This window comes from Acinetobacter sp. YH12049 (genome assembly GCF_013419875.1).
Classification (GTDB): domain Bacteria; phylum Pseudomonadota; class Gammaproteobacteria; order Pseudomonadales; family Moraxellaceae; genus Acinetobacter; species Acinetobacter amyesii.
Genome location: NZ_VOZH01000018.1, coordinates 26,269 through 50,643, shown reverse-complemented (window position 1 = coordinate 50,643; position 24,375 = coordinate 26,269). Strand labels below are relative to the sequence as shown.

The following is a 24,375-nucleotide window of genomic DNA, read 5'->3' as shown; positions in this document are numbered from 1 at the left end:
TTTATTGAAATATATGAATAATTATATATATTTACATTTCAACATCCAGCATAAATGTGTGTGTACAAAATGAATAAAACCGTAGCACTTCGTGGTTTCTTGGGCTTTGCTCTAGCAGCTTGCATGACTCAAACTGTGGTCGCAGACAATGACTTCACTCAAGAAGAAGCCAATACCATCGTAAAAGAAGACATTGCATCTGCACAAGTCATGTTAGAAGTATGCCCTGCGATTATTGGTCAAAATGCAAAATTTGATGCTAACATTCAAGCACTCACTAAAACATATCTTGCTGATTATTCTGATAAATCAATGACTTTAGAAAAACTACAGTCTGACAGCGAATATAAATCAGTTCTTGAAGAAGCACGTCAAGCTGCTAAAGAAACTGATAAAGCTGAACAAAAATCAGTTTGTGATGACGTTTTAAATTATGAAGGTTAATTGATCATTCAGCTTTGGACGTTCTCCAAATAGGTTAGTCCGTATTGCATCAAACCTGCCAAAAAAAGGATGACGCTTTATAGCCTCATCCTTTTTTCTTTCACAATGTATTGATTTTTAAACAGCTTCAATACAATTTTCTACTGATCTCTACCAGAAATACGATTAAGCTAGGCAAATAAATTTTAGCTATTTGATATCTTTTAGTTTATTTAACAGGTTATTTAAATGAAAAACTCTTTTGTAAAATCTCTTTGTGCCCTTAGCCTTTCTACTTTTGCTTTCACTACCATGTCTGCACATGCCGCAGATGAAAAAATTGAAGTTACCCCTACACCTCAAGTGACCAGTCAAGAACTTGCAGCTATCTATGTACTATCTGAAGTCTGCCCAAAATTGGTGAATGACAAAGATCAACCAAAGTTTGAAGCGGGTTATGCAAAATTAGCTAAAGAATATATGCCGAATGAAAAGAACCCAGTAAATGCTTTACAGCAACTCAGCAAACAAAAAAGTTTTAAAGATGCTTTAAAAGAAGCGCAGTCTGATGCGAAGAAAGCTGGCGATAAGAAAAATGGTGCGATTTGCAAAGAATTGACTGCTTACAGCAAATAATACCAATTGGTTACAATACTTTTAAAATAAGCGCTTGCACCCCATAGCAGTCCGCCTAGCTTTGTCCTAAAATGCTAGGCTCTTTGTGCTTATACCTAAGTTATTGGAACCACCCAGAATGACCCGAAAAACCGCCCTTGCCGCATTACTACTTGCACCTAGTTTTTCATTCGCGGCAACTGTCCTTTCTGCACCACCTGAATTAAATAATAAATCTTATGTGCTGATGGACTATGAGACAGGGCAAATCCTTGCTTCTAAAAATGAAAACGAAAAATTAGCTCCTGCTTCAATGACAAAAATGATGACCAGTTACATCATTGAACAAAAGTTATTAAGCGGTGAACTAACTGAAAATGAAAAAGTACGTATGAATGAGTCGGCTTGGTGTCGCGGCAGCAGCACTGAGTCATGTATGTACGTTCCGCTCAACGGTACTGCAACTGCATTAGAAATGTTACGTGGCATTATCATTCAGTCGGGTAACGATGCTTCTAAAGCTATGGCAGAACATATTGCTGGCAATGAAGGCACCTTTGCCCACATGATGAACCAAGAAGCGAAACGTATTGGCATGGTGAATACTCAATTCATCAATGCGACAGGTATGCCAGCTGAAGGTCATTTCTCGACTGCCAAAGATATGGCGACTCTTGCGCAACATATCATTCATGACAGTTCAAAATACTATCCGATCTACTCTGAAAAAGAATTTACGTTCAATGGCATTAAGCAAGGCAACCGTAATGCCCTGCTTTATACTGACCCAAGTGTAGATGGTTTAAAAACTGGTCATACTGAAGAAGCTGGCTACTGCTTAACGACTTCAGCTAAACGTGGTCCTTTACGTTTAATTTCAGTGATCTTTGGTGCGCCAAGCATGAACGAACGTGCATCTCAAACACGTGAAATTTTAGCTTGGGGTTATGCAAACTTTGAAACTGTAAAAGTTCAACCTGCTAAACAAGTGCTTGCAAAAGCAAAAGTTTGGTACGGTAAAGACAATGAAGTTCAAGTAGGTCTAGCTGAAAACTTTAACGTGACGATGCCTAAAGGCGAAGCGAACGCCATTAAAACTCAATTGGTTGTTCAACCTAAATTGACTGCTCCTTTAAAACAAGGTCAAGTGGTTGGTAAATACGTTGCAACACTTAATGGCAAAGTCATTGCTGAAAAACCACTTGTAGCTCTACAAAATGTCGAAGAAGCTGGTTTCTTTGCAAAAATGATTGATCACATCAAACAATTCTTTAGCAACTTATTCTAAGTTTGATGAAAACTCGATATTAAGACTAAAGTGAAAGCATCTAGATTTCGGTCTAGGTGCTTTTTTATTTTATACTGCCTAAAAACCTGTAGATGACTTTCCTATGAGCCAAAACATTCGCCCTTATTTACACACTGTTCCACGTATTGATGACTCTTGCTATATCGATGAAATGTCAGTGGTGATTGGCGATGTTGTATTGGCTGAAAATGTCTCTGTTTGGCCATTTGCTGTGATTCGTGGTGATGTAAACCATATTCGTATTGGTAAAAACTCTAATGTGCAAGATCACTCAATGTTGCATGTGAGTCATAAAAAAGCCGATAAGCCTGAGGGTTCTCCACTGATTATTGGTGAAGATGTCACAATTGGTCATCATGTAAAATTGCATGGCTGTACTATTGGTAATCGTGTTTTAGTCGGTATAGGTACGATTATTTTAGATGATGTAATTGTTGAAGATGATGTGATGATTGGTGCTGGTTCACTTGTCCCACCCAATAAAGTTCTAGAAAGTGGTTATTTATATGTGGGCAGTCCCGTTAAGAAAGTTCGCCCACTGACCGATAAAGAAAAAGCGTTCTTGCCTTATTCAGCGCAGAATTATGTGAAGGTGTCGGGGAATTATAAATAAAATAGATTTTGCATAAAATGTTTTATGTTCAATAAAGATAAAGCTAACTTTATAGGTAGCTTAAACTGTAGTTTATATTTTTGGTTTTTCATACAGAAAATATGAAACTCTTAGTGCCAAGATTTCATGTTCATCTTGGCACTATTTATATCCAAAACGGTTATTCATTTCACTTTTTAATGAACATAGTTGCTCATTATTTAAGCCAGTACCAAAATGAAAAAAAGTAAAATTATTGGAATTATTGGAATTATTGGAATTATTGGAATTATTGGAATTATTGGAATTATTGGAATTATTGGAATTATTGGAATTATTGGAATTATTGGAATTATTAGTGATAATTCTAAGTGCTTTTTAAAAAATGGGATTTGTATAGCAAGTTTCGAATATTCTCATTCTACTGAAAAAACGCTATATAGGAATAGAGATGCTTTGACAGAAGATGAAAAGTTAAATTGGATTCATTTACATAGTATTTATCCAAAGAGCGAGATAGGATTTTGGAATAATTGCACTGAAATATCTTCTAAATCAATAGTGTGCTCATTTCAACAACTTGTTAATACAAAAGAATGTGTCCCTTTAAGTATTGATAGATATCCCATTGAAAATTGGCGGTTAAAGTTTTATGAAATAACGATACTTAATCATTATCAGTTTGAAATAAAAAATTATACTGGACGAAAAAACTCATGGATAGAAGATCAACATATAAATGTTATGCAAGAGGTATTGTGTGATAGTTAGAAATGGATCAGGAAATTTGAACAACTAATAAAAGTGCTATTCTGTATACGAAATACTATTTTTATTTCTTACAATTCATCATTTTATCTCATACAAAAAAACCAGCTAAGCAGAGTTTTACTTTTTTTAATAATTTATCTTGCCCTGCACTCATTATTCAATCATTGTTCTACAAAAATTTTTACCCAAACTCAAAAATCATCTTCCTCCAAAGAATTCACCTCCCATCGTAGCCACCGCTCCCTAAATTTTGTAGAATAGCGTTTTTACCCCATGGTGCTTTTCTATGACCGCTTGGACTGCTCACGTCACTGTTGCGACAGTCGTTGAAAAAGACGGAAAATTCCTATTTGTTGAAGAACATACAGAAGGTGTGACCCATACTGTATTTAATCAACCTGCAGGTCATGTTGAAGCTGGCGAAACCATTATTGAAGCAGCCATTCGAGAAACCATGGAAGAAACAGGTCACGATGTAGAAATCACGAACCTTCTAGGCATGTATACTTATACTCCCCCGATGTTCCCTGATCGTACTTATTTCCGTTTCTGTTTTTTAGCTAAAGACATTCAGCACCATGCCGATGCACAATTAGACACAGGTATTGTCGGTGCAGTATGGATGACGCTTGATGAACTCATTGAGTCTGCCCGTGCGCGCAGTCCATTAGTGATTAAAGCAGTGCAAGATGCTCTTTCAGGTCAAAAATTTCCTTTATCGCTCATTTACGAGCACCAAAATTCTCCCTTAATTTCAAATTTGGATGCTTAATCCTATGCAACAACGTGTCATCGTCGGTATGTCTGGTGGTGTAGATTCTTCTGTATCTGCAGCACTTTTACTTCAACAAGGTTATCAAGTTGAAGGTCTTTTCATGAAAAACTGGGAAGAAGATGACGGCACGGAATACTGTACGGCAATGGAAGATCTTGCCGATGCTCAAGCCGTTTGTGACAAAATTGGTATCAAACTTCATACCGCAAATTTTGCGATGGAATATTGGGACCGTGTCTTTGAGCATTTCTTAGAAGAATATGCCGCAGGTCGTACACCAAACCCAGATATTCTCTGCAATAAAGAAATTAAATTCCGTGCATTTCTCGACCATGCTGTGAACTTAGGTGCTGACTTTATTGCGACAGGCCACTATTGCCGCCGTGGTGAAACGCTAAAAAATTCACGTGGTGAAGAGTATGCCCCTCTACTGCGTGGTCTAGACAACAACAAAGACCAAACCTATTTCCTACATGCAGTGCATGGTCGTGAAATTAACAAAACTTTGTTCCCTGTGGGTGAAATTGAAAAACCACAAGTGCGTAAAATCGCTGAAGAATTAGGTCTAATCACCGCGAAGAAAAAAGATTCAACAGGAATTTGCTTTATTGGCGAACGTCGATTTAATGACTTCTTAAAGCAATATTTACCTGCTCAACCCGGAAAAATCGTCCTAGACACGGGTAAAGAGGTTGGTGAACATCACGGCTTAATGTACTATACGCTCGGCCAACGTGGTGGCATCGGTCTTGGTGGTCTAAAAGGTGCTGAAGAAGGCGCTTGGTTTGTACTGCATAAAGATATCGAAGGTAATCGCCTAGTCGTTGGTCAAGGTCATGAACATCCACTCATGCAAAGCACCATTTTATGGTCTGAAGCGATTGATTGGGTGGCTGGTGAACAAGAGATTCCTGAATCAGGCTTCCGCTGCACAGCGAAAACTCGTTATCGTCAGCCTGACCAAGACTGTACAATATTTAAAGACCCTACAGCGCCAAATGGTGTGCGTGTCGAATTCGATGAGCCACAACGTGCTGTTACACCGGGTCAAAGTGTGGTGTTCTACACCGGTGAAGTTTGTTTAGGGGGTGGTGTGATTCATCATACCAATGCGCCTAAACCGGATTTTATTGAATAAGGATTGTTTCGGATGACAGAGTTACCGTTTCAACAGCCTCAGACTCTGAATACTCGCCAAAATCGTGCATTGGCGTTAGCTGCTGTTTTTCAAGCGACACAGCTGACCCACATGACTGCATTGACTGGGCAACAGAGTATCGGGGAAAGCGGTAACTTTTATTTTGAACATCTCATTAAAGCCAGTTTAAATATCCGTCCTAAGTCGAATCAGTCTAGTCAGACGCTTGATTTTTTTAGTGGCTTGGCGGATATTTCGCTGGGATTAAAAACCTTAGAAAGTAGCATTACTCAACCCTTCAATACTTCTCCCAAATCTAGACTGCCTAAACTTGCCAATACCAAGCTACCCATGACGTATGCGATGGCATTATTGCAGTTAGAAAAGAAAGTCTATAGCAATCCTAAATTTGTCGAAACCATTGAACAATCCCAACAAAAAATTCTGAGACAGCTTTCCTTTTTCGATAATAATTATTTACATCCAAGTATCATTGCCAATTTAGCGCAAACCTATATTGAAACTGCTGGCCAAATTAATCCACGTATTATGGTTCGTGGCAATGCCGAAGCATTTAAAGATACCTCTCATACCAATCGCATTCGCGCCACCTTATTTACTGGCTTACAAATGGCACATTTATGGCGTCAGCTCGGTGGTAGCTCATGGGGTATGATTTTCAGTAAGCGCAAGCTACTACAAGATATTCAAGATCTTGCCCGTTTACAGTATCAGGTGGTTTAACTGATGCAGTACGGGCTTTTTGTTTTACGTTTAATTCCAAAATTTAAGGAATCGCTATGAACGCTTTAACCGCACTTTCTCCATTAGATGGACGTTACGCAAGCAAATGTGATGCTCTACGTCCTTTCCTCTCTGAGTTTGGTTTAATCCATGCTCGTGTGACTGTTGAAGTGCGTTGGTTACAAGCGCTTGCAAACCGTCCAGAAATCACAGAAGTTCCAGCATTCAGTGCTGAAACGAATGCTGCACTTGACGCAATCGTTGCAAATTTCTCTGAAGAAAATGCAAACCGCATTAAAGAAATTGAACGTACGACAAACCATGACGTTAAAGCGGTTGAGTATTTCCTGAAAGAACAAATTGCACATATTGATGAGCTTAAAAATGCGGGTGAATTCATTCACTTTGCATGTACATCAGAAGACATCAACAACTTGTCTCACGCTTTAATGCTTAAAAATGGCCGTGAAGTTTTAGTTGCAGCAATGCAGCAAATCATCGATTCAATCGTTGCTTTGGCTGAACAACACGCTGAACAACCAATGTTGTCTCGTACACACGGTCAAACTGCAAGCCCAACAACTTTGGGTAAAGAAATGGCGAACGTGGCTTACCGCCTTGCACGTCAAATCAAACAATTCAAACAAGTTGAATTACTTGGTAAAATCAATGGTGCTGTAGGTAACTACAACGCGCACTACTCTGCTTACCCTGAAATTAACTGGCCTGCTCATTCACAAGCATTTGTTGAATCTTTAGGCTTAGAATTTAACCCGTACACCACTCAGATTGAACCGCATGACTACATGGCGGAACTTTTTGATGCGCTACGTCGTTTCAACACCATTTTGATCGACTTTAACCGTGACGTTTGGGGCTACATCTCACTTGGTTTCTTCAAACAACGTTTGAAAGAAGGCGAAGTTGGTTCTTCAACGATGCCGCATAAAGTAAACCCAATTGACTTCGAAAACTCTGAAGGTAACTTGGGTATTGCGAATGCGGTATTGGCTCACCTTGGTGAAAAACTTCCTGTATCTCGTTGGCAGCGTGACTTAACTGACTCTACTGTTCTTCGTAACATGGGCGTTGGTTTTGCACAAAGCTTGATCGCTTTTGAAGCTTGCTCTAAAGGTATTGGTAAACTTGAATTGAATGCTCAACGTATTCTTGAAGACCTTGACCATGCGCAAGAAGTACTTGCAGAACCGATTCAAACTGTTATGCGTCGTTATGCAGTTGAAAAACCTTACGAAAAACTTAAAGCCCTTACTCGTGGTCAAGCAATGACTCGCGAGATGATGGTTGATTTCGTAAATGGTAATGAGCTTGAAGCTGTTCCTGCTGCTGACCGTGCGCGTCTTGCAGAAATGACACCTGCAACTTATACAGGTAATGCATCAACTCAAGCAAAACAAGTTGCTGATTTAATTGCTAAGATCTGATTTCTAAAATCTAATTTTAAATAGATCAAAAAAAACGAGGCTTCATGCCTCGTTTTTTATTTCTACCTATATACTCCTTCACCCTTTGGGATGCGAAACATGCTCCGCAAGGAGATGAGACTATCCAACTCTCCCTTGCGAACTCAGAATATATTCTGAGGATTCTCATCTCCTATAAGGAGATAGAAAATTTAGACGCAATTTTATTCTGCAGGGCAATATTTCGCCCAATCATCTTTCATTCGCTGTAATTCACAGCCTGTTAAAACATCTGAGTAATAAACATAATATGTGGCATCGGGATACTGAATTTCATGGCGAAACATCATGCCACGCAAAGACACAGAGAGCTCTTCTGGAAAATCATCTGTTAAATAAAGTTCTTCAAACTCATAGTTAAAATAACAATTTTGAGTCGCAATAAATGCCTCAACAACGGCCATAGTTACTTCCAAATACATAAACTTCGATATTCATCTGAGTTTAATACAATCTTTTTGAAAATACTTATCCCTAGTAGCTAGCTGATGACATTTGAAAAATTAATGCACAAATTCTAGCGCCCTCGAACTAACACCTTTCATCACATTATGGCTATACTTGCCGCGAATTATAACCACTGCACACCGATAAAAATTTTGAGCTTTGCCTTTTCATGATTGATTTCAAATTAAAACTTAAGCACATCTTAGCTTTTGCGTTATTAACTCTTGCCATTGTGATCGCCAGTATCCAACCTTTAGAAATGGAAGCATATATCCTCCATCAAATCGGCACTGCGTTTATGCTGATTGTGCTGCTCATTTTCCTCTATAAAATAGGGCTAAGTTTCACAACTGTTTGCCTGTATCTTGGCTTTTTATTGATTCATGTTATCGGTGCCCATTATTTATATTCTTATGTACCTTATTCTGAATGGACACAAGCTCTCTTCGGTTTCAACCTTAACCAAAGCATGGGATGGTCTCGGAATATGTATGATCGGCTTGTACATCTTGCCTATGGATTGCTGCTCTATCCGTTCTTTTATCGCATATTTCAAATCTGGCTACCGCCATTAAAAGCCGGAACACTCTTTTTATTGGTTATACAATTCGTCATGGCGACCAGTTTATTTTATGAATGGATCGAATGGCTGATTGCCATTGGCTTATCACCAGAAGAAGCTGAAAATTATAATGGGCAACAAGGTGATATTTGGGATGCGCATAAAGATATGCTGCTCGCAACACTTGGTGCGATGATCACTGGTGGTATTTGTTTAATGACATCAAATTTGTTGAATAACGCTAAACAAAAGCCTGAATATTTTTTATCTTAAATACTGATGTTACGCACCTAGAAGTAATTTCTCATTTTAAAAATGATTTTTAAGTCTATTCGACGGAGTCTTACATCTAGGAATTGAATAACGGGATTAGCCTTCGGCTGGAGGTACTTTTACGAAACGATGTTTCTCATTCGGCAAAATGAGAAGCGAAGCTTCGCAAGGAAACCATCTTGCGAAGCAATGCTCCTCACCGCAAAACTCGTTCGCTCGCGTCTACGTATTCAAAGTATCGCAAAAACATTTTTGATTAGAAGCAGCCCTGTCTCAAACACTTGCGGATGACGTTACCGCGTATCGTTGTTTTATTTGAATCAAATTGCACTTCTGGTGTTACTGCGTAACATCAGTTAAATATTTAAGCAGTCCATTGAATTAAGATTGAATCTGACATTTGCGGATTCAATTTTCGGTCATAATACTGAAAGCACGCTTTTGCTCCCGCTGGCATTTTTTGTAGATCATCATCTATACGAAAATGCCGTGTATATTTTGTATGATTCACTAAAATTTCAACCCGCTCAAAAGGCTGTCTTTTATTTATATTTCCGCTACTCATATAACTCTGATAGGCCACAACAGTGCCGCAGGCTTCAGAGCGAACATCTACCTGTAGTGATGAACAATAAATATAGCCTGCCAACAGTGTTGCTGCTGGGCCAAACAGCGCAGCATACTGTTTCAGCACAGATTTTTTCACACTTTGAAAATGCAGCAAATATAGCCAAGGCCAAACCATTAGGCAAATGACACCACCTAAAATAAACAGAAAATTAGACATCATTATCATCAATATCTATGTACGCAACGCAATCTATCACAACAGCATCGTTTAGCATAAAAAAAGCTCACCGAAGTGAGCTTTAAATACTTTATAAGCATAAAGATTTTAAAATTTTAGATCTTTTAATTGAACGATATTTGCATTAGCTTTGCTCAATGATTCCATCACTTTTGACATGACAGCAGGAACCAATGAATCCGCAATTTGTGCTGCTTGTAAGCCTAACTTCTCACCCAGTGTTGGTTTTTTGCGGGTTTCAATCATATATACATCATGTTGTGGCATAAGACTTAATAGATATTCATCTGACGTTTGGAGTTTATCGACCAAATTGAGATCCATTGCATCTTGACCATACCAATGCTCACCTGTGGCAACTTTATCGACATTGAGCTGAGGACGGTATTTTTCAACAAAGTGTTTAAACAAGTTATGGGTTTGCTGTAACTCTTCTTCAAATTTGGCTTTACCTTCAGCAGTATTTTCACCAAACATAGTTACGGTACGTTTGAACTGACCCGCGGTATACAGTTCAAAATCGATATGTTTTTCTTTCAATAAACGGTTAAAGTTTGGCACTTGTGCAACCACGCCAATCGATCCCACCACGGCAAATGGTGCTGAAACTATTTCATTTGCAATGCAGGCCATCATATAGCCACCACTTGCAGCAACTTTATCCACGCAAATGGTTAAGTTAAATCCAGCATCACGTAAACGTACCAATTGTGCAGCGGCCAGACCATAGCCATGCACCATCCCGCCTGGACTTTCTAAACGTAAAACCACGCGGTCACGTCCTGCTTTTGCTGTCGCTAAGATCAGGGTAATTTCTTCACGTAGACTTGTCACCGCAGATGCAGCAGTATCACCATTAAAATCGATTACATAAATTTTTTGGTTATTCTTTTTACGTGCGCGCGCTTCTTTTGATAATTGTTGGCTTAGTTGCAGCAGCTCAAGTTTAGATGCAGTCGTTTGCGCAATTTTTTTTCGTTGTTCATTAATACGTGCATTTAAGTGACTTACACGAATTTCCGCAGGCAACTTAGGATTATGAAATAGCATAAAATTGAAACTCATTTAATTCATATTTATGTTGTATAACATGTGGGTTGCATCACAAAAATTCAATCTATTTTTTGAAAATAATTCTCATTGAGCCAAATTGAGCATTTTATTTTTATCAAGACTTTTTGACCTAATTATTGACTTCATAAAAAAAGAGCCTTTCGGCTCTATTTTTAAACAGACCAGATTAACCAAAACGACCGGTAATATAGGCTTCTGTAAGCTGATGATCCGGTTGGGTAAAGACTTTTTCAGTGGAATTCACTTCAATTAAATCACCCAAATGGAAATATGCGGTACGGTCAGAAACACGCGCTGCTTGTTGCATCGAGTGTGTCACAATCGCAATGGTATATTGCGCTGAAAGTTCAGTGATGAGTTCTTCTACTTTTGCTGTTGCAATCGGATCGAGTGCTGAACAAGGTTCATCCATCAAAATCACTTCAGGACTAACTGCAATGGTTCGCGCAATACAAAGACGTTGCTGCTGACCACCTGAAAGCCCCGTACCCGGTTGGTTCAAACGATCTTTCACTTCATCCCAAAGCCCTGCTTTACGCAGACTATTTTCAACAATTTCTTCCATGTCGTATTTGTCACGCGCCAATCCATGCAGTTTAGGACCATAAGCCACATTGTCAAAAATTGACTTAGGGAATGGATTTGGCTTTTGGAAAACCATACCCACTTGGGCACGAAGTAACACCACATCGAGATTTGGATCATAGATATCTTGATTATCCATGAGCACTTGCCCTGTCACACGACAAGAATCAATCGTGTCATTCATACGGTTGAGCGTACGTAGGAAAGTTGACTTACCACAACCAGACGGTCCAATAAAGGCAATCACTTCATTTTCATAAATGTTCAGATCAATGCCTTTGATCGCTTCAGATTCACCATAGTACACATGCACATCATTGGTACTGATTTTCACATTGGTCGATTTCGCATCTTTTTTCGCGCTAGATTGCGTATCGAATTGTGACACAAACGCAGTATTGGTTTGCTTTTGACTGCCCTGTGCAGAGGTAAATTGTGTTTGTTCTGGATTCACGGACTTATCCTGATCTAAGGAATTCTTTTCAGTTGTAACGACGCTATTCATATAATGCCCTCAATTACCAGCGTACTTCAAATTTCTTACGTAACCAGATCGCTAAACTGTTTAAGCCGATCATGAGAGCAAGAAGTACAATGATTGCTGCTGCGGTACGCCCTTCAAAGAAGTTACGTAGTTCGTTACCTTGCCAAAGGAAAATTTGTACAGGTAATGCAGTGGATTGATCTAAAGGAGTGGCTGGTACACTTGCCACAAAGGCACTCATACCAATCAATAATAATGGAGCAGTTTCACCTAGGGCTTGTGCAACACCAATAATGGCACCGGTTAAAATACCCGGTAATGCCAGTGGCAAGACATGGTGAAATACAGTTTGTAAACGTGATGCACCCAAACCTAAAGCGGCTTGACGAATCGATGGCGGGACAGCTTTTAGTGATGCACGTGTGGTAATAATGACCGTTGGTAGTGTCATCAAACTTAAGACCAAACCACCAACCACAGGTGCCGAAAGCGGCATGTGCATCCAACCAATAAAGATCGCAGCACCAAGTAAACCAAAGACAATCGAAGGAACCGCTGCTAGGTTGTTAATGTTGACTTCGACAACATCCGTAATCCAGTTTTTAGGTGCAAATTCTTCTAAGTAAATTGCGGATGCTACACCGATTGGAATCGAAATAATGATCACGATCAGCATCATGAAGAGTGAACCCATAAACGCCCCTGCTAAACCTGAAGTTGCAGGTGAGCTACGAGAGTCTGGATTTTTAAATATTTCAGTATTAAATGAGTTGGTGATAACACCGTCAGCCTTGAGTTTATCTGCGAGTTGGCGTACTTCTGGGCTCAATTGTTGCTGTTCATCAGGCAAGCTGCGGTCAATATTACCCGCTAACCAGACATCGACATTGGCATCTGCAAGGATTTTCAAATCTTGCTTTTGGCCAATCAATGATGGATCTGCCATAACCATGTCACGTAAGCGATATGCTTCTGAACTGGTATATAAACTGTTGAGATCATCACGTTGAGAGGCAATCGCTGGATCTTTTGCAATGATCCCATTCACAATCAGCGCATCCCAATCCACCATGCCCATTTCAGTTTGCCAAGCAATAAAACGCTCTTGGAACTGTGCAGGAGATTCACCTTCTTTTTGAACCGGTTTCGCTCCTACATTGACGATACTTGGATCAAAAAACACAGGCACCGTCATCGAGCTTTGCCAGAATGCTGGTAAGCCTTTGGCTAAAATACTGCCAAACAATAGCACGACGAACAATAAGCCAGTCACTACTGCACTAAAACCCAAGACACGGAAGGTATTTTCTTTACGGTGTCTTTTCGCCAATGAGTTTTCAATGATTTTCTTACGTTTTTCACGAAGCTCTGCGGCTGCGAGCGGATCAAAAGTTTGATCCATATTTGATGTATTCGTAGTACTCATTCGTATTGCTCACGGTATTTACGCACAATGTACAGTGCAACAATATTCAGACCTAAAGTAATCACAAACAGTGTTAAACCGAGTGCAAAAGCGACCAATGCTTGAGGACTCGCAAAGTCTGTATCACCTGTTAATTGGTTTACGATGGTAATGGTGACGGTAGACACCGCTTCGAGTGGGTTGATATGCAGTAAAGGACTGTTCCCTGCTGCAAGCACCACAATCATGGTTTCACCAATCGCACGAGATGCTGCCAATAAGAATGCACCGATAATGCCCGGCAATGCAGCTGGAATCACTACTTGGCGAATGGTTTCTGATTTTGTCGCACCCAAACCGAGTGAACCGTCACGAAGCGCGCGAGGGACTTGGGTAATGATGTCGTCAGATAATGATGAAACGAATGGGATAATCATAATCCCCATCACAAAGCCTGCTGTTAAAGCACTGGTTGCATTAATATCGAGTCCGATATATGCGCCGAGCTGTTTTGCAAAAGGTCCAATAATCATTAAGGCAAATACACCGTAAACAATCGTTGGAATACCTGCGAGAACTTCAATGGCCGGTTTTGCCCAAGCACGGAAACTTGGCTTGGCATATTCAGCCAAGTAAATCGCAATCATCAGACCAACTGGAACAGCAACCAATAGCGCAATACCACTGACCATGAGTGTGCCCCAAAGGAGTGGCAGCAAACCATAACTACCTTCGGCATTCCCTGATGTACTAAAACCGGGGTTCCATTCAGTGCCTAAGAAGAAATCTAGTGGACTGACAAAACTAAAGAAACGCATGGCTTCACTGAACATCGACATCACAATGCCAACTGTTGTCAGGATTGCGACACCCGAACACAGTGCCAATGCGATATTAATGACTTTTTCGACTTGGTTACGTGCACGATATTTTTCTGCGATGCGGCGTTTAGCCATGACTAAACCAATCAATGCCGCACAAATCACAATGGCCAATTTTGCATATGAGCCAATGTTTTCAATTTTCTTTAATTGTTCTGCTGCTGCAAGTTCATATGCAGCTGGCGTATCACTCACCCCAAAACCAGAAGCAATCGCTTGAACGCGGTCAACCATTACGCTCGTGCTTGCAGGATCTAAACTTAAACGAATATTTTCAGGGACATTATTTAAAATAACATGTTGAAAAATACTCGGTTCAACCAAGTTCCAAACAATCAAGATTAAAAAAGCGGGAATCCCACACCATAAAGCGACCAAAACACCATAGTAGCCCGGTCGTGAATGCAACATTGCTGAGTTATTGCCTTTACCTGCAAGTTTGCGACTTTTGGTCAGTCCAACTTGATAAGCGATTGCAATAATTGCGAGCAACACACCAATAAGTAGCAGATTCATGTAATCTCCACTGTTTTTTCAAAAGCCCTTCTTGAAAAAACTGTTTCTTTGCAAAAAGCCAATGGCAGGTCAATCCTGCCATTGGCTGTTTCAATCCAATTATTTAACTGCTTTACCCGCTTTAAAGTTTGCAAGAACTGCAGCGCGTTCTTTATCAGACATTGAAATTAAGCCTGCTTTTTCTAGCTTAGAACCTTTACCTGATACTTTTTTGCTAAGGAAGAATTCTGTGAACTCTTTTAAGCCTTTAATTGATTTTAAGTGCTCGCCTTTTACGTAGAAGAACAATGGACGAGATACTGGGTATGAACCATTTAAAATTGTCTTCTCAGATGGCGCAACGTTATTGACTGTTGCTACACGTAGCTTGTCACGGTTTTGGTCATAGAAACCTAGACCGAATACACCGACCGCGTTAGGTGAAGTTTTTAAGCGTGCCAATGTTTCTGTATAATCGCCCGCGATTTCAATCACACGACCGTCTTTACGGAAAGTTGAACATGCTTTTTTCTGAGCATCTTTATCTAATTTTGCGAAAGCTTCATAAGTTTCACAGCCAGCATCGACCATTTTTTCTTGGAATACTTCACGTGTACCGTGGTTTGATGCAGGAATAACTAAAGTGATTGCTTCGTTTGGTAATGTTGGGTCGATTTGATTCCAACGTGTGTATGGGTTTGGAACCAATTTACCTTTTGATGGTAGTTCAGCAGCGAGTGCAGCAAATACGTGCTGTGGGCGAAGTTTGAATGCCGCTTTTTTCGCATTTGACGCAAATACGATACCGTCATATCCAACTTTAATTTCTAAGATTTGGTTAACGCCGGCTTTTTTACATGCAGCCAATTCAGTATCTTTAATTTTACGAGATGCGTTTGCAACGTCAATTGTGTTGTCACCTACACCATTACAGAATTGTTTCAAACCACCTGAAGTACCGCCTGAACCTACGACAGGTGCTTTAAATTGTGGGAATGTATTACCAAACTCTTCTGCAACAATACTTGCATAAGGCAGTACAGTTGAAGAACCAGCAATTTGGATCGTGTCACGAGCTGCATTTGCAGTTGTAGCGACTGTTGCCCCAGTAGTGAGTACCATAGCAAGTGCGATATGATTTAAGCGCATTCTCATCTCTCTTATTTGATGCAGTTTAGGAGTACGCCACTTTTTATTCAGTTTTGTACTTATTTCGATTACTGCATTTTGATTTTAGAATATGACAGTGAAGTTACAGCTTTATGACGCTTTTATGATAATTGATGATTGCACATTGATTTAAATATAATTCTCTATTTTTCAATATGTAATGAAATTTTTCAAAGTATTGGTCTTATTTATTTCTACTTTGATATTCGTAAGAATTCATGTCCGTGTCATATTTTGTCTTATTTTCTTTTTTCAAATTCCACTCTTTTTCTGAATGATGCAGATTTGCATGTTCGATTTTTTATTTCCTTGTATTCCAATAATTGAAATTTCATTACATTTTTAGTTCGCTCAATATGCAAGTTTACATAAAAACAGAGCCTAAAATGACAAGTAAAGCCATTGCGACATTTAACCCAGACTTGCCTGTGCATATGACTTTTGAAGAACATGACTGGCACTTACTTGCAGAATATTGGTATCCGATTGCTTTATCGAGAGACATTACAGAACAGCCTTATGGCACTGTGCTTTTAGATATGCCGCTCGTTATCTATAAAATGGGAAATGAACTGGTTGTCGCTAAAGACGCCTGCCCGCATAGGGGCGTACCGCTAAGTTTAGGCAAAAATGATGGTCTAGGGGTAGTCTGCCGCTATCATGGCTTACGCTTTGGTGAACATGGGCATTGCAACCGTATACCCGCACATCCCGATCACAAGATCTCCCCTCGCTTTAATTTACGAACTTATGCAGCTGTCGAACGTTATGGCTTAATTTGGTGCTCCCTCACTGCCCCTAAAGAGGCTGAGCCCAATATCCCTATCATGCCAAATTGGGAAAATATTGAATTTCAGAAATTGGTTTGCCCAACAGTAGATTTTCAATGCTTCGCAGGCAGGCAGCTTGAAGGTTTTATTGATGTCGCTCATTTTGCATGGGTACATCCAGAAACTTTTGGTGACCCTGAAAATACAGAAGTACCTGACTATAAAACCATTGAAACTGCAACAGGATTCCATGCAGATTACTGGAGCAGTGTTGGACGCTATCCAATTGGTTTAGAACAACGTGGACAAGAGGACTTTCAATGGCTACGGCATTTTGAGATTCATCTACCTTTTACCGCAACGCTGACCATTCATTTTCCAAACGACAGCAAGCAAGTGATTATGAACGCGGCCTCGCCTATGACTGCCCGCTCCACACGTCTATTTGCACCGATTTGCCGTAACTATGACAAAGACTTGCCTATTGAGGATGCTTACGACTTTAACCTGAAAATATTTGAGGAAGACCGATTGGTGTCCGAATCGCAAAAGCCTGAATATTTGCCTTTGGATTTAAGCATCGAAGCACATTTCCCGGCGGACCGTAGTTCGAGTATGTACCGTAAACTGCTGCGTAAGAAAGGTTTTAGTCCATTATTTGCGGCATAACATCAATATCGTATTGCATTCACCTCACCCTAAGCCTCTCCTACAAGGAGAGGGAAACTCCTTTACAAGCCTTATATTGGTTATAAATATTGTGGTATCACATTCATCAAATGATAAACATCAATGACTATCGCGACTGGCGACAGGGATGTCACTATAAGGTAATGGTCACATGGATGTACCTTTTCCCTGAGAAGGATTTTAGTTACTTTGATCCTTCAAAGTAACAATCTGCCTACACAGTAAAATATCATCACTCAATGAAAAATTGTGGCTGTAAAATCATTAACTGTTTTTTCATTTAGACAAAAAAAGGAGCTCAAATGAGCTCCTTCTTCTACAACTGCAAAACGACAATTAGTCAATTGCAGGTGTATATGTACCATCAGCGATTGGGCCTTTGATACGATCCGCTTCTGCAAGCACAAGAGCAAGTAAATTCTTCACGTTATCTAAAGTCGCTACTGGGCTTAAAGTCGTCATTTTCAAAGATTGAACCTGACCAACTTTAGTTACACCAATATTCGCTTCACCACGAGCAAACAATTCGTCTGCTACGTTTTGGTTCAATGTATCTAACAATTCAACAGGGTAGCCTGCTGGCACTACACGGAACAATACCGATGCAAATTGAGGATCAACCAGCATTTCTAGACCGTCAGTTGCAGTAATATAATCTGCAACATCACGTGTAAGCCCTACACCGTGATCGATCATCGAACCGTAAAGCTCTTCACCTAGCGCTTCAACTGTCATCCACAACTTCAACGCATCGAAACGGCGAGTTGTTTGAAGTGACTTAGATACTAAGTTCGGAACGCCATGCTCTTCATCATAAGCAGAGTTTAAGTACTCAGCTTCATAATGCATGAAACGATAGTTCGCTTCATCTTTAAGCAAGAATGCGCCACATGAAATCGTTTGGAAGTAATGCTTATGGAAATCAAGCGTTACCGAGTCAGACAGTTCAATACCATCTAACATTGAACGATAGTCATTTGAAAGAATCAGTGCACCGCCCCATGCTGCGTCGATATGCATCCACGCGCCATATTTGTTGGTGATCGCACGCACTTCTTTCAATGGGTCAATTGCGCCTGCATCGGTTGTACCCGCAGTTGCAACTACACATGCTACGATTTTGCCCGTCGCGCGAAGGTGCGCCATGGTTTTCTCAAGCGCGTCCATGTCCATGCGTGCATTTGCATCTACAGGAACAGTCACTACAGATTGGAAACCCATACCCATCATGGCCATGTTCTTTTGCACAGAGAAATGTGCATTTTCAGAACAGATCACTTTTACGTTACGCATTGCTTCCGCAGGTACGCCATCACGCTGAACAGACCACGGGTTACCGTTTTCGTCTTTCCAGTTTTTAGCAATACATGCATCACGTGCAAGCAAAACGCCCATCAGGTTAGACTGCGTACCGCCAGAGGTGAATACACCTGCTTGACCTGCACCATAGCCAACTTTTTGGCGAAGCCAGTCAATTAACTGAACTTCCATCAATGAACCTGCAGGGCTTTGATCCCAAGAGTCCATAGATTGGTTTGTCGCGTTAATTAACACTTCAGCGATTTGGCTTGTTACCATCGTTGGGCAATGCAAATGCGCTAAAGAATGTGGGTGATGTACTTTTAAGCTTTTATTTAAGAAAAGCTCAACCATACGGTCTAGTGATTTTTGAACGCCCATACCTTCTTTTGAAGGGTTGAACGCAATTGCACTACGAAGCTCTTTAATGCTACCGCCGGTGTACATTTTGTCATTTTGCAACCATGCAGATACAGCTTTTACAGCTGAATCCATTGCTGACTGATAGTCAGCAATGGATTGTGCATCATTGCAGAATAACGCTTTACGATGTTCTGCAAAATCTACCATGACTTATGCGCCTCGAGTTGCAACTAGTGCTTCAGCAAGTGCTTTCTTGAAGCGAACGATCACTTCTTCACATTCAGCTTGGTTAATGATCAATGGGCAAAGTAAACGAATTACAGTACCGTTACGACCACCTTTTTCTAACAACAATTTGTTGTTGAAACATGCTGCTTGAATTGCTGCTGCCAATTGAGAATCACCTGGTAAAGAACCCATGTGATCTGCTTTTTGACGTTCATCAACAATTTCAACACCAATCATCAAACCACGGCCACGTACGTTACCGATACATGGGAATTCTACCGCTAATTTTTTAATTTCAGCTTGTAAGAAGTCGCCACGCTCTTGCGCGTTTTGAGCCAAGTTTTGTTCTTTGATGGTTTTGATTGTTGCAAGACCAGTACCCATAGCAAGTTGGTTACCACGGAATGTGCCCGTATGACCCGCTGGTTGCCATGCGTCAAACTTACGTTTAATACCTAATACTGCAAGTGGTAAGCTACCACCTACTGCTTTAGACATTACAACGACGTCTGGCTCAATACCTGCATGTTCAAAGGCAAACATTTTACCTGAACGTGCAAAGCCTGCTTGTACTTCATCAAGAATCAACACGATGTTGTGCTTTTCAGTCACTTCGCGGATTTTCTTTAACCATTTTACAGGTGCAGTCACTACACCGCCTTCACCTTGGATTGCTTCCAAGATTACAGCTGCTGGCTTAGTTACACCACTTTCTACGTCTTCAATGAAGTTTTCGAAATAATACGTTAATGCGTCTACACCCGCTTCACCACCAATGCCTAATGGGCAACGGTATTCATGCGGATACGGCATAAATTGAACACCTGGCATTAAGCCATTCACAGCATTCTTCGCAGACAAGTTACCTGTCATTGCTAAAGAACCATGTGTCATACCATGGTAACCACCTGAGAAGCTGATTACTGAACTACGACCAGTGTAAGTTTTTGCTAATTTAATTGCTGCTTCTGTACCATCTGCACCAGATGGGCCACAGAACTGTAAGCAGTACTCTTCTTTACCACCAGGTAATTGCTCAAGTAATGCTTCAGTAAATGCATCTTTTAAAGGCGTTGTTAAATCCAAAGTATGCAATGGGAGACCACTTGCAAGTGTATCTTGGATACTTTGAATGACCGCAGGGTGATTATGGCCTAGTGCCAATGTACCTGCCCCAGCTAAACAATCAAGGTACTCTGTACCTTCAACATCGGTAACCCAACAGCCCAAAGCTTTTGCTATCGCAAGTGGAAGTTTACGTGGATAGCTACGAACATTCGATTCCATTTGACTTTGGCGAGTTAAATAGTATTCGTTAGTAGAATTAGGGGCAGGATTTACTGAAGAAACGCTCATATCGAATTACCATCTCTGATATGGGTTAAAAGAAATAAGTCGGGTGACTTGCGGTCCTTTGACTCGGTGCTTTATGAGTTCCAGTTAGTTTTAAGAGCTCTATATGTAATGGCTAACTAGAGGGCGGATGATACAGAATTTTTCAGGAAAATAAATAACTTTTATGACCAAATCATAGCATCAAGCACTGAAAAAACAGATCAATCCGATTGATAGCCTGAATTATCATCTTACAGTGTGACAAAACAAAGAAAACCTTTTTATTTTATGCTTTTTTACAACTTATGAATGATTATTGTAATCATCAATTATTTAAACAACTAAGTACTGATTATTTAAATAAATATTCATCAAGCACTACATTTATTTTTCTTGAAAGATTTACAATCCCACCACAGATTTTCCTTTAATCCATCACAATCCCCTTTTAAGATAACAGCATAAGCTAAATTAGTCATTCTGAAAGAAGAATAGGTCATAACAATGCGTAAAATTATCTTATCTACTGTTTTATTAGCATCAGGTTTAGGTTTGGCAGCAGCAACTCAAGCAGCTGACCCACTCAATTACAACATCGTGAACATTCAAGCGGATGCTACTCGCCAAGTGTCGAACGACCAAATGTATGCCGTTTTATATATTGAAAAATCAAATAAACAGCCGGCTGAACTTGCTACCCAAATCAACCAATTAATGACCCAAGCGGTGAACACAGCCCGTAAATACCCTGCGGTAAAAATCGAAACGGGATCTCAAAGCACCTACCCGATTTATGACAATGACAGTCGTAAATTGAAAGAATGGCGTGGTCGTGCTGAAGTTCGTTTAGAAAGTACTGACTTTAAAACTGCTAGCCAATTGGTGAGCGAGTTACAACAAAATTTCCAAACTCAATCCATCAGCTTTAGTGTGTCAGATGCACAGCGTAAAAAAGTTGAAAATGAACTGATGGTTGAAGTATCCAAAAACTTTCAACAACGTGCCCAAGCGCTCGCTCAGGCATGGAATAAATCAGGCTACAACTTGGTTAATATTAATTTAAATACCAGCAATTATGGTGGTCAGCCAGTTCCGCGTATGGCGATGATGAAAGCTGCAAGTGCCGATGCTATTCCTGAACAAGAAATGGCAGGTGGTGAATCTAAAATCACGGTCAGTGCAAATGGCTCTATCCAGTTTAAATAATTAAATTCATTTTAAGAAACCGTGCTTTAGCGCGGTTTTTTTGACTATAAATTCCATCTATTCTTTATTTAAATTAAAAAGTCTATTAGCTTAATCAAATTCATAGTTTCAAATGATAATCATCCTTATTTAAATTTATCGCACTCAAGATTATGATACGCGCTCTCTCTCCATTGCTCACACTTTTATGTATAGTTCAAGCAAAAAATCTCTAAAGCTTCAAAACTTCCCGTTATTACCGCTAAGTATTGCCGTAGGTATAAGCATGGTTGCCACTATGGCTTCTGCTGCTGAAAATACAGATACCGCGCAAGCTGATGTTTTACCGACCATCACCATTGAAACTCAAGGGAACTGGCTGGAAAACGCCAATGAAAAAAAGGTGCAAAAGCATGCCGGTGCGCGGACCATTATTGACCGTAAACGCTTAAACGAAAGCGCAGCAACATCTCTAAAAAATGCGTTACGCCAAGTTTCTGGTGTTCAGGTTCAAGAAAATAATGGTACTGGCGGTAGCGATGTTTCATTAAATATTGGCGTTCGTGGATTAACTTCTCGCCTCTCTCCACGTTCAACTGTGTTGATCGATGGCATACCAATGTCATTTGCACCGTATGGCCAACCACAGCTTTCGATGGCGCCTGTCTCTTTAGGAAATATAGAATCTGTTGATGTAGTCCGTGGTGCAGGTTCTGTCCGTTTTGGGCCACAAAATGTCGGCGGTATTATCAACTTTGCCACACGTAGCATTCCTGAAGACTTTAAAGGTACCGTGGCATTAAACTCTGAATATGCAACAGGTACAGATCAGGTAAAATTAGGTCCTAGTCTGTTTGTTGGTGGAACATTAGATAATGGTTTAGGTCTTGCCTTGCTTTATTCAGGCACTAAAGGCAACGGTTATCGTGAAGCGAACAATAAAAATGACATTGATGATGTCATGTTAAAAACCGCTTATGACATCACTGATCAGGATAAAATCGCATTAAATTTCCATCATTACGATGGTACAGGTGAAATGCCTGAAGGTTTAAGCGCTGCTGAATTCGAAGTAAATCCATATCAAACGTCGCATTATCGTGACTTTTTCACTGGCCGTCGTTCAGATGTATCCCTACGTTATACACATAAAGATGACACGAACAACTTTGAACTTTTAAGTTATTACATCGATTCATTCCGTACCAGCAACCTTGAATCTACTTTAGCCAATGGCAATCATCGCTTAGATACCTCACCACGTGATTATAAAGTCTTTGCCATTGAGCCACGTTATTCACGTAGCTATAGCTTAGGAAGTACGCTGAATGAAGTGACTGTCGGTTACCGTTATATGGACGAAGAGAGCACCGAGTTCGCAGGCCGTACTGAATACGCAGCAGATGCAGAACCTGGTCAGTTTATAGCACGTACCCGTAGTGCGGGTGGCACCAAAGCACACGCTGCTTATATCGATAACCGTATAGAACTGGGTAAATGGAATATTACACCCGGCGTTCGTTTTGAATCGATTGATACACAAAACAGTTTTAGTGCCTATAAAAATGGCGTATTACAAAATACTGTTCATCCTTCGATCCAATCAGACGAATTTTTACCAAGTTTAGCTGTCCTGTATAAAGCAACTGACCATTGGAATTTCTTTGCCAATGCTGGTGTATCTTTTGGTCCACAGTAATATAACCAGTTAGCGACAACACAAGGCACTACAGCGGTCACCACCTTAGATGGCTTACATCCTGAAAAGTCTAATAACTATGAAATTGGTACCAAATATTTAGGCAATGGTTTAAGTGCTGAATTGACTGCATTTTATCTAGATTTTGACAAAGAACTGATTTTAGAACGCGATGCTGCAAACAATGGCTTTTGGACTGACCTCGGTGCTACAAGTCATAAAGGGATCGAAACTGGTTTTAGCTATGACTTTGGACATTTAGCTGACAATCTCGAAGGCTTAAAAGCCTATGGTAATTACACCTATACCAAAGCGGTTGCTGAAGCAGGTAACTTTAAAGGTAAAGATTTGCCCTTCTATTCACAAAATGTCGCAAACTTTGGCTTAGGTTATAAATATGATGCTTGGTCCATCAATGCCGACATGTATGCACAATCTAAACAACGTGCCCCAGGCAACCAAGATTCTAACATCTACCAAACTGAAGAAACAGCAAATGGTAAACTAGGCGATATTCCAGGCTATTCAACTTTTGCTGTGCGTACAGGCTATGACTTTGGCGGTTCGCTACAAGGGGTTAGAGTTGCTGCTGGTATTAAGAATGTCTTTGATAAACAGTATTTCACCCGTTCATCAGATGCAACAGGTGGTAAATATATTGGTCAGCCACGTACTTTCTTCTTACAAACTTCATTCGACTTTTAAACTGATCTAAATATAAAAATCCCACCAAGTGTGGGATCTTTATTGAAGAACACATATGGACATCCA

Annotated in this window: 21 protein-coding genes and 1 pseudogene; 13 read left to right on the top strand and 9 right to left on the bottom strand. The window is 40.1% G+C overall.

The window, feature by feature from the left end:
* Positions 1 to 69 precede the first annotated feature (69 nt).
* The 9 genes from FTU05_RS09705 to purB all read left to right on the top strand — a co-directional run bounded on the left by FTU05_RS09705 (position 70) and on the right by purB (position 7,812).
* Positions 70 to 444: an MCR_0457 family protein gene (locus FTU05_RS09705; protein WP_180165145.1), complete on the top strand. Its 375-nt coding sequence runs from the start codon at positions 70 to 72 to the stop codon at positions 442 to 444.
* Positions 445 to 672: 228 nt separating this feature from the next.
* Entirely contained in the window at positions 673 to 1,059 is a 387-nt protein-coding gene (locus FTU05_RS09700) for an MCR_0457 family protein (RefSeq protein WP_180107519.1), read from the top strand.
* Positions 1,060 to 1,177: 118 nt separating this feature from the next.
* The gene (gene dacC, locus FTU05_RS09695; protein WP_078191838.1) at positions 1,178 to 2,326 is read left to right on the top strand and encodes a D-alanyl-D-alanine carboxypeptidase PBP5/6; all 1,149 of its coding nucleotides are present in this window, start codon (positions 1,178 to 1,180) and stop codon (positions 2,324 to 2,326) included.
* A 103-nt stretch (positions 2,327 to 2,429) separates the two neighbouring features.
* Positions 2,430 to 2,960, top strand: coding sequence for a gamma carbonic anhydrase family protein (locus FTU05_RS09690; protein ID WP_180165143.1), 531 nt, complete (start codon positions 2,430 to 2,432; stop codon positions 2,958 to 2,960).
* A gap of 216 nt (positions 2,961 to 3,176) precedes the next feature.
* The gene (locus FTU05_RS09685; protein ID WP_180165141.1) at positions 3,177 to 3,710 is read left to right on the top strand and encodes a hypothetical protein; all 534 of its coding nucleotides are present in this window, start codon (positions 3,177 to 3,179) and stop codon (positions 3,708 to 3,710) included.
* 286 nt (positions 3,711 to 3,996) lie between these two features.
* Entirely contained in the window at positions 3,997 to 4,482 is a 486-nt protein-coding gene (locus FTU05_RS09680) for an NUDIX hydrolase (protein ID WP_078190179.1), read from the top strand.
* A gap of 4 nt (positions 4,483 to 4,486) precedes the next feature.
* Positions 4,487 to 5,623: a tRNA 2-thiouridine(34) synthase MnmA gene (gene mnmA, locus FTU05_RS09675; RefSeq protein ID WP_168379207.1), complete on the top strand. Its 1,137-nt coding sequence runs from the start codon at positions 4,487 to 4,489 to the stop codon at positions 5,621 to 5,623.
* Between the two features lie 12 nt (positions 5,624 to 5,635).
* The gene (gene hflD / locus FTU05_RS09670; protein ID WP_218945479.1) at positions 5,636 to 6,367 is read left to right on the top strand and encodes a high frequency lysogenization protein HflD; all 732 of its coding nucleotides are present in this window, start codon (positions 5,636 to 5,638) and stop codon (positions 6,365 to 6,367) included.
* 56 nt (positions 6,368 to 6,423) lie between these two features.
* Positions 6,424 to 7,812 (top strand): adenylosuccinate lyase, encoded by a 1,389-nt coding sequence (gene purB / locus FTU05_RS09665; protein WP_180165139.1) that lies wholly within the window; start codon positions 6,424 to 6,426, stop codon positions 7,810 to 7,812.
* 203 nt (positions 7,813 to 8,015) lie between these two features.
* Here purB and FTU05_RS09660 read toward each other — a convergent pair whose 3' ends face one another.
* Positions 8,016 to 8,255: a hypothetical protein gene (locus FTU05_RS09660; RefSeq protein ID WP_168379205.1), complete on the bottom strand. Its 240-nt coding sequence runs from the start codon at positions 8,253 to 8,255 to the stop codon at positions 8,016 to 8,018.
* 212 nt (positions 8,256 to 8,467) lie between these two features.
* On the opposite strand from FTU05_RS09660, the gene FTU05_RS09655 reads away from it, so the two are divergent.
* A complete protein-coding gene (locus tag FTU05_RS09655) occupies positions 8,468 to 9,133 on the top strand; it encodes a DUF2238 domain-containing protein (protein ID WP_180165137.1) in 666 nt (221 codons plus the stop codon).
* A gap of 364 nt (positions 9,134 to 9,497) precedes the next feature.
* On the opposite strand, the gene FTU05_RS09650 is transcribed toward FTU05_RS09655, so the two are convergent.
* From FTU05_RS09650 to FTU05_RS09625, 6 genes are all read right to left on the bottom strand, one after another.
* Positions 9,498 to 9,923, bottom strand: coding sequence for a hypothetical protein (locus FTU05_RS09650; protein WP_252725857.1), 426 nt, complete (start codon positions 9,921 to 9,923; stop codon positions 9,498 to 9,500).
* 105 nt (positions 9,924 to 10,028) lie between these two features.
* Positions 10,029 to 10,991: a protease SohB gene (sohB, locus tag FTU05_RS09645; RefSeq protein ID WP_180009607.1), complete on the bottom strand. Its 963-nt coding sequence runs from the start codon at positions 10,989 to 10,991 to the stop codon at positions 10,029 to 10,031.
* A 190-nt stretch (positions 10,992 to 11,181) separates the two neighbouring features.
* Positions 11,182 to 12,105: a phosphate ABC transporter ATP-binding protein PstB gene (pstB, locus tag FTU05_RS09640; RefSeq protein ID WP_168379202.1), complete on the bottom strand. Its 924-nt coding sequence runs from the start codon at positions 12,103 to 12,105 to the stop codon at positions 11,182 to 11,184.
* A 13-nt stretch (positions 12,106 to 12,118) separates the two neighbouring features.
* A complete protein-coding gene (gene pstA, locus FTU05_RS09635; RefSeq protein WP_180022796.1) occupies positions 12,119 to 13,510 on the bottom strand; it encodes a phosphate ABC transporter permease PstA in 1,392 nt (463 codons plus the stop codon).
* A complete protein-coding gene (pstC, locus tag FTU05_RS09630; RefSeq protein WP_168379200.1) occupies positions 13,507 to 14,886 on the bottom strand; it encodes a phosphate ABC transporter permease subunit PstC in 1,380 nt (459 codons plus the stop codon). The genes pstA and pstC overlap by 4 nt, the downstream gene beginning before the upstream one ends.
* A 99-nt stretch (positions 14,887 to 14,985) precedes the next feature.
* Positions 14,986 to 16,014 carry a substrate-binding domain-containing protein gene (locus FTU05_RS09625; protein WP_078190190.1) on the bottom strand — a complete coding sequence of 343 codons (1,029 nt, stop codon included), beginning with the start codon at positions 16,012 to 16,014 and terminating at the stop codon, positions 14,986 to 14,988.
* A gap of 407 nt (positions 16,015 to 16,421) precedes the next feature.
* Between FTU05_RS09625 and FTU05_RS09620 the strand changes: the two genes are divergently transcribed.
* The gene (locus FTU05_RS09620; RefSeq protein ID WP_180040626.1) at positions 16,422 to 17,474 is read left to right on the top strand and encodes a Rieske 2Fe-2S domain-containing protein; all 1,053 of its coding nucleotides are present in this window, start codon (positions 16,422 to 16,424) and stop codon (positions 17,472 to 17,474) included.
* Positions 17,475 to 17,831: 357 nt separating this feature from the next.
* Here the strand turns inward: FTU05_RS09620 and FTU05_RS09615 are convergent, their stop codons facing one another.
* Both FTU05_RS09615 and FTU05_RS09610 read right to left on the bottom strand, forming a co-directional pair.
* Entirely contained in the window at positions 17,832 to 19,364 is a 1,533-nt protein-coding gene (locus FTU05_RS09615) for an aspartate aminotransferase family protein (protein ID WP_180040628.1), read from the bottom strand.
* A gap of 3 nt (positions 19,365 to 19,367) precedes the next feature.
* Positions 19,368 to 20,741, bottom strand: coding sequence for a diaminobutyrate--2-oxoglutarate transaminase (locus FTU05_RS09610; protein WP_180040630.1), 1,374 nt, complete (start codon positions 20,739 to 20,741; stop codon positions 19,368 to 19,370).
* 483 nt (positions 20,742 to 21,224) lie between these two features.
* Between FTU05_RS09610 and FTU05_RS09605 the strand changes: the two genes are divergently transcribed.
* Entirely contained in the window at positions 21,225 to 21,926 is a 702-nt protein-coding gene (locus FTU05_RS09605; RefSeq protein WP_180040632.1) for an SIMPL domain-containing protein, read from the top strand.
* A 187-nt stretch (positions 21,927 to 22,113) separates the two neighbouring features.
* A pseudogene (locus FTU05_RS09600) lies at positions 22,114 to 24,309 on the top strand (TonB-dependent receptor family protein).
* Positions 24,310 to 24,375: the final 66 nt, after the last annotated feature.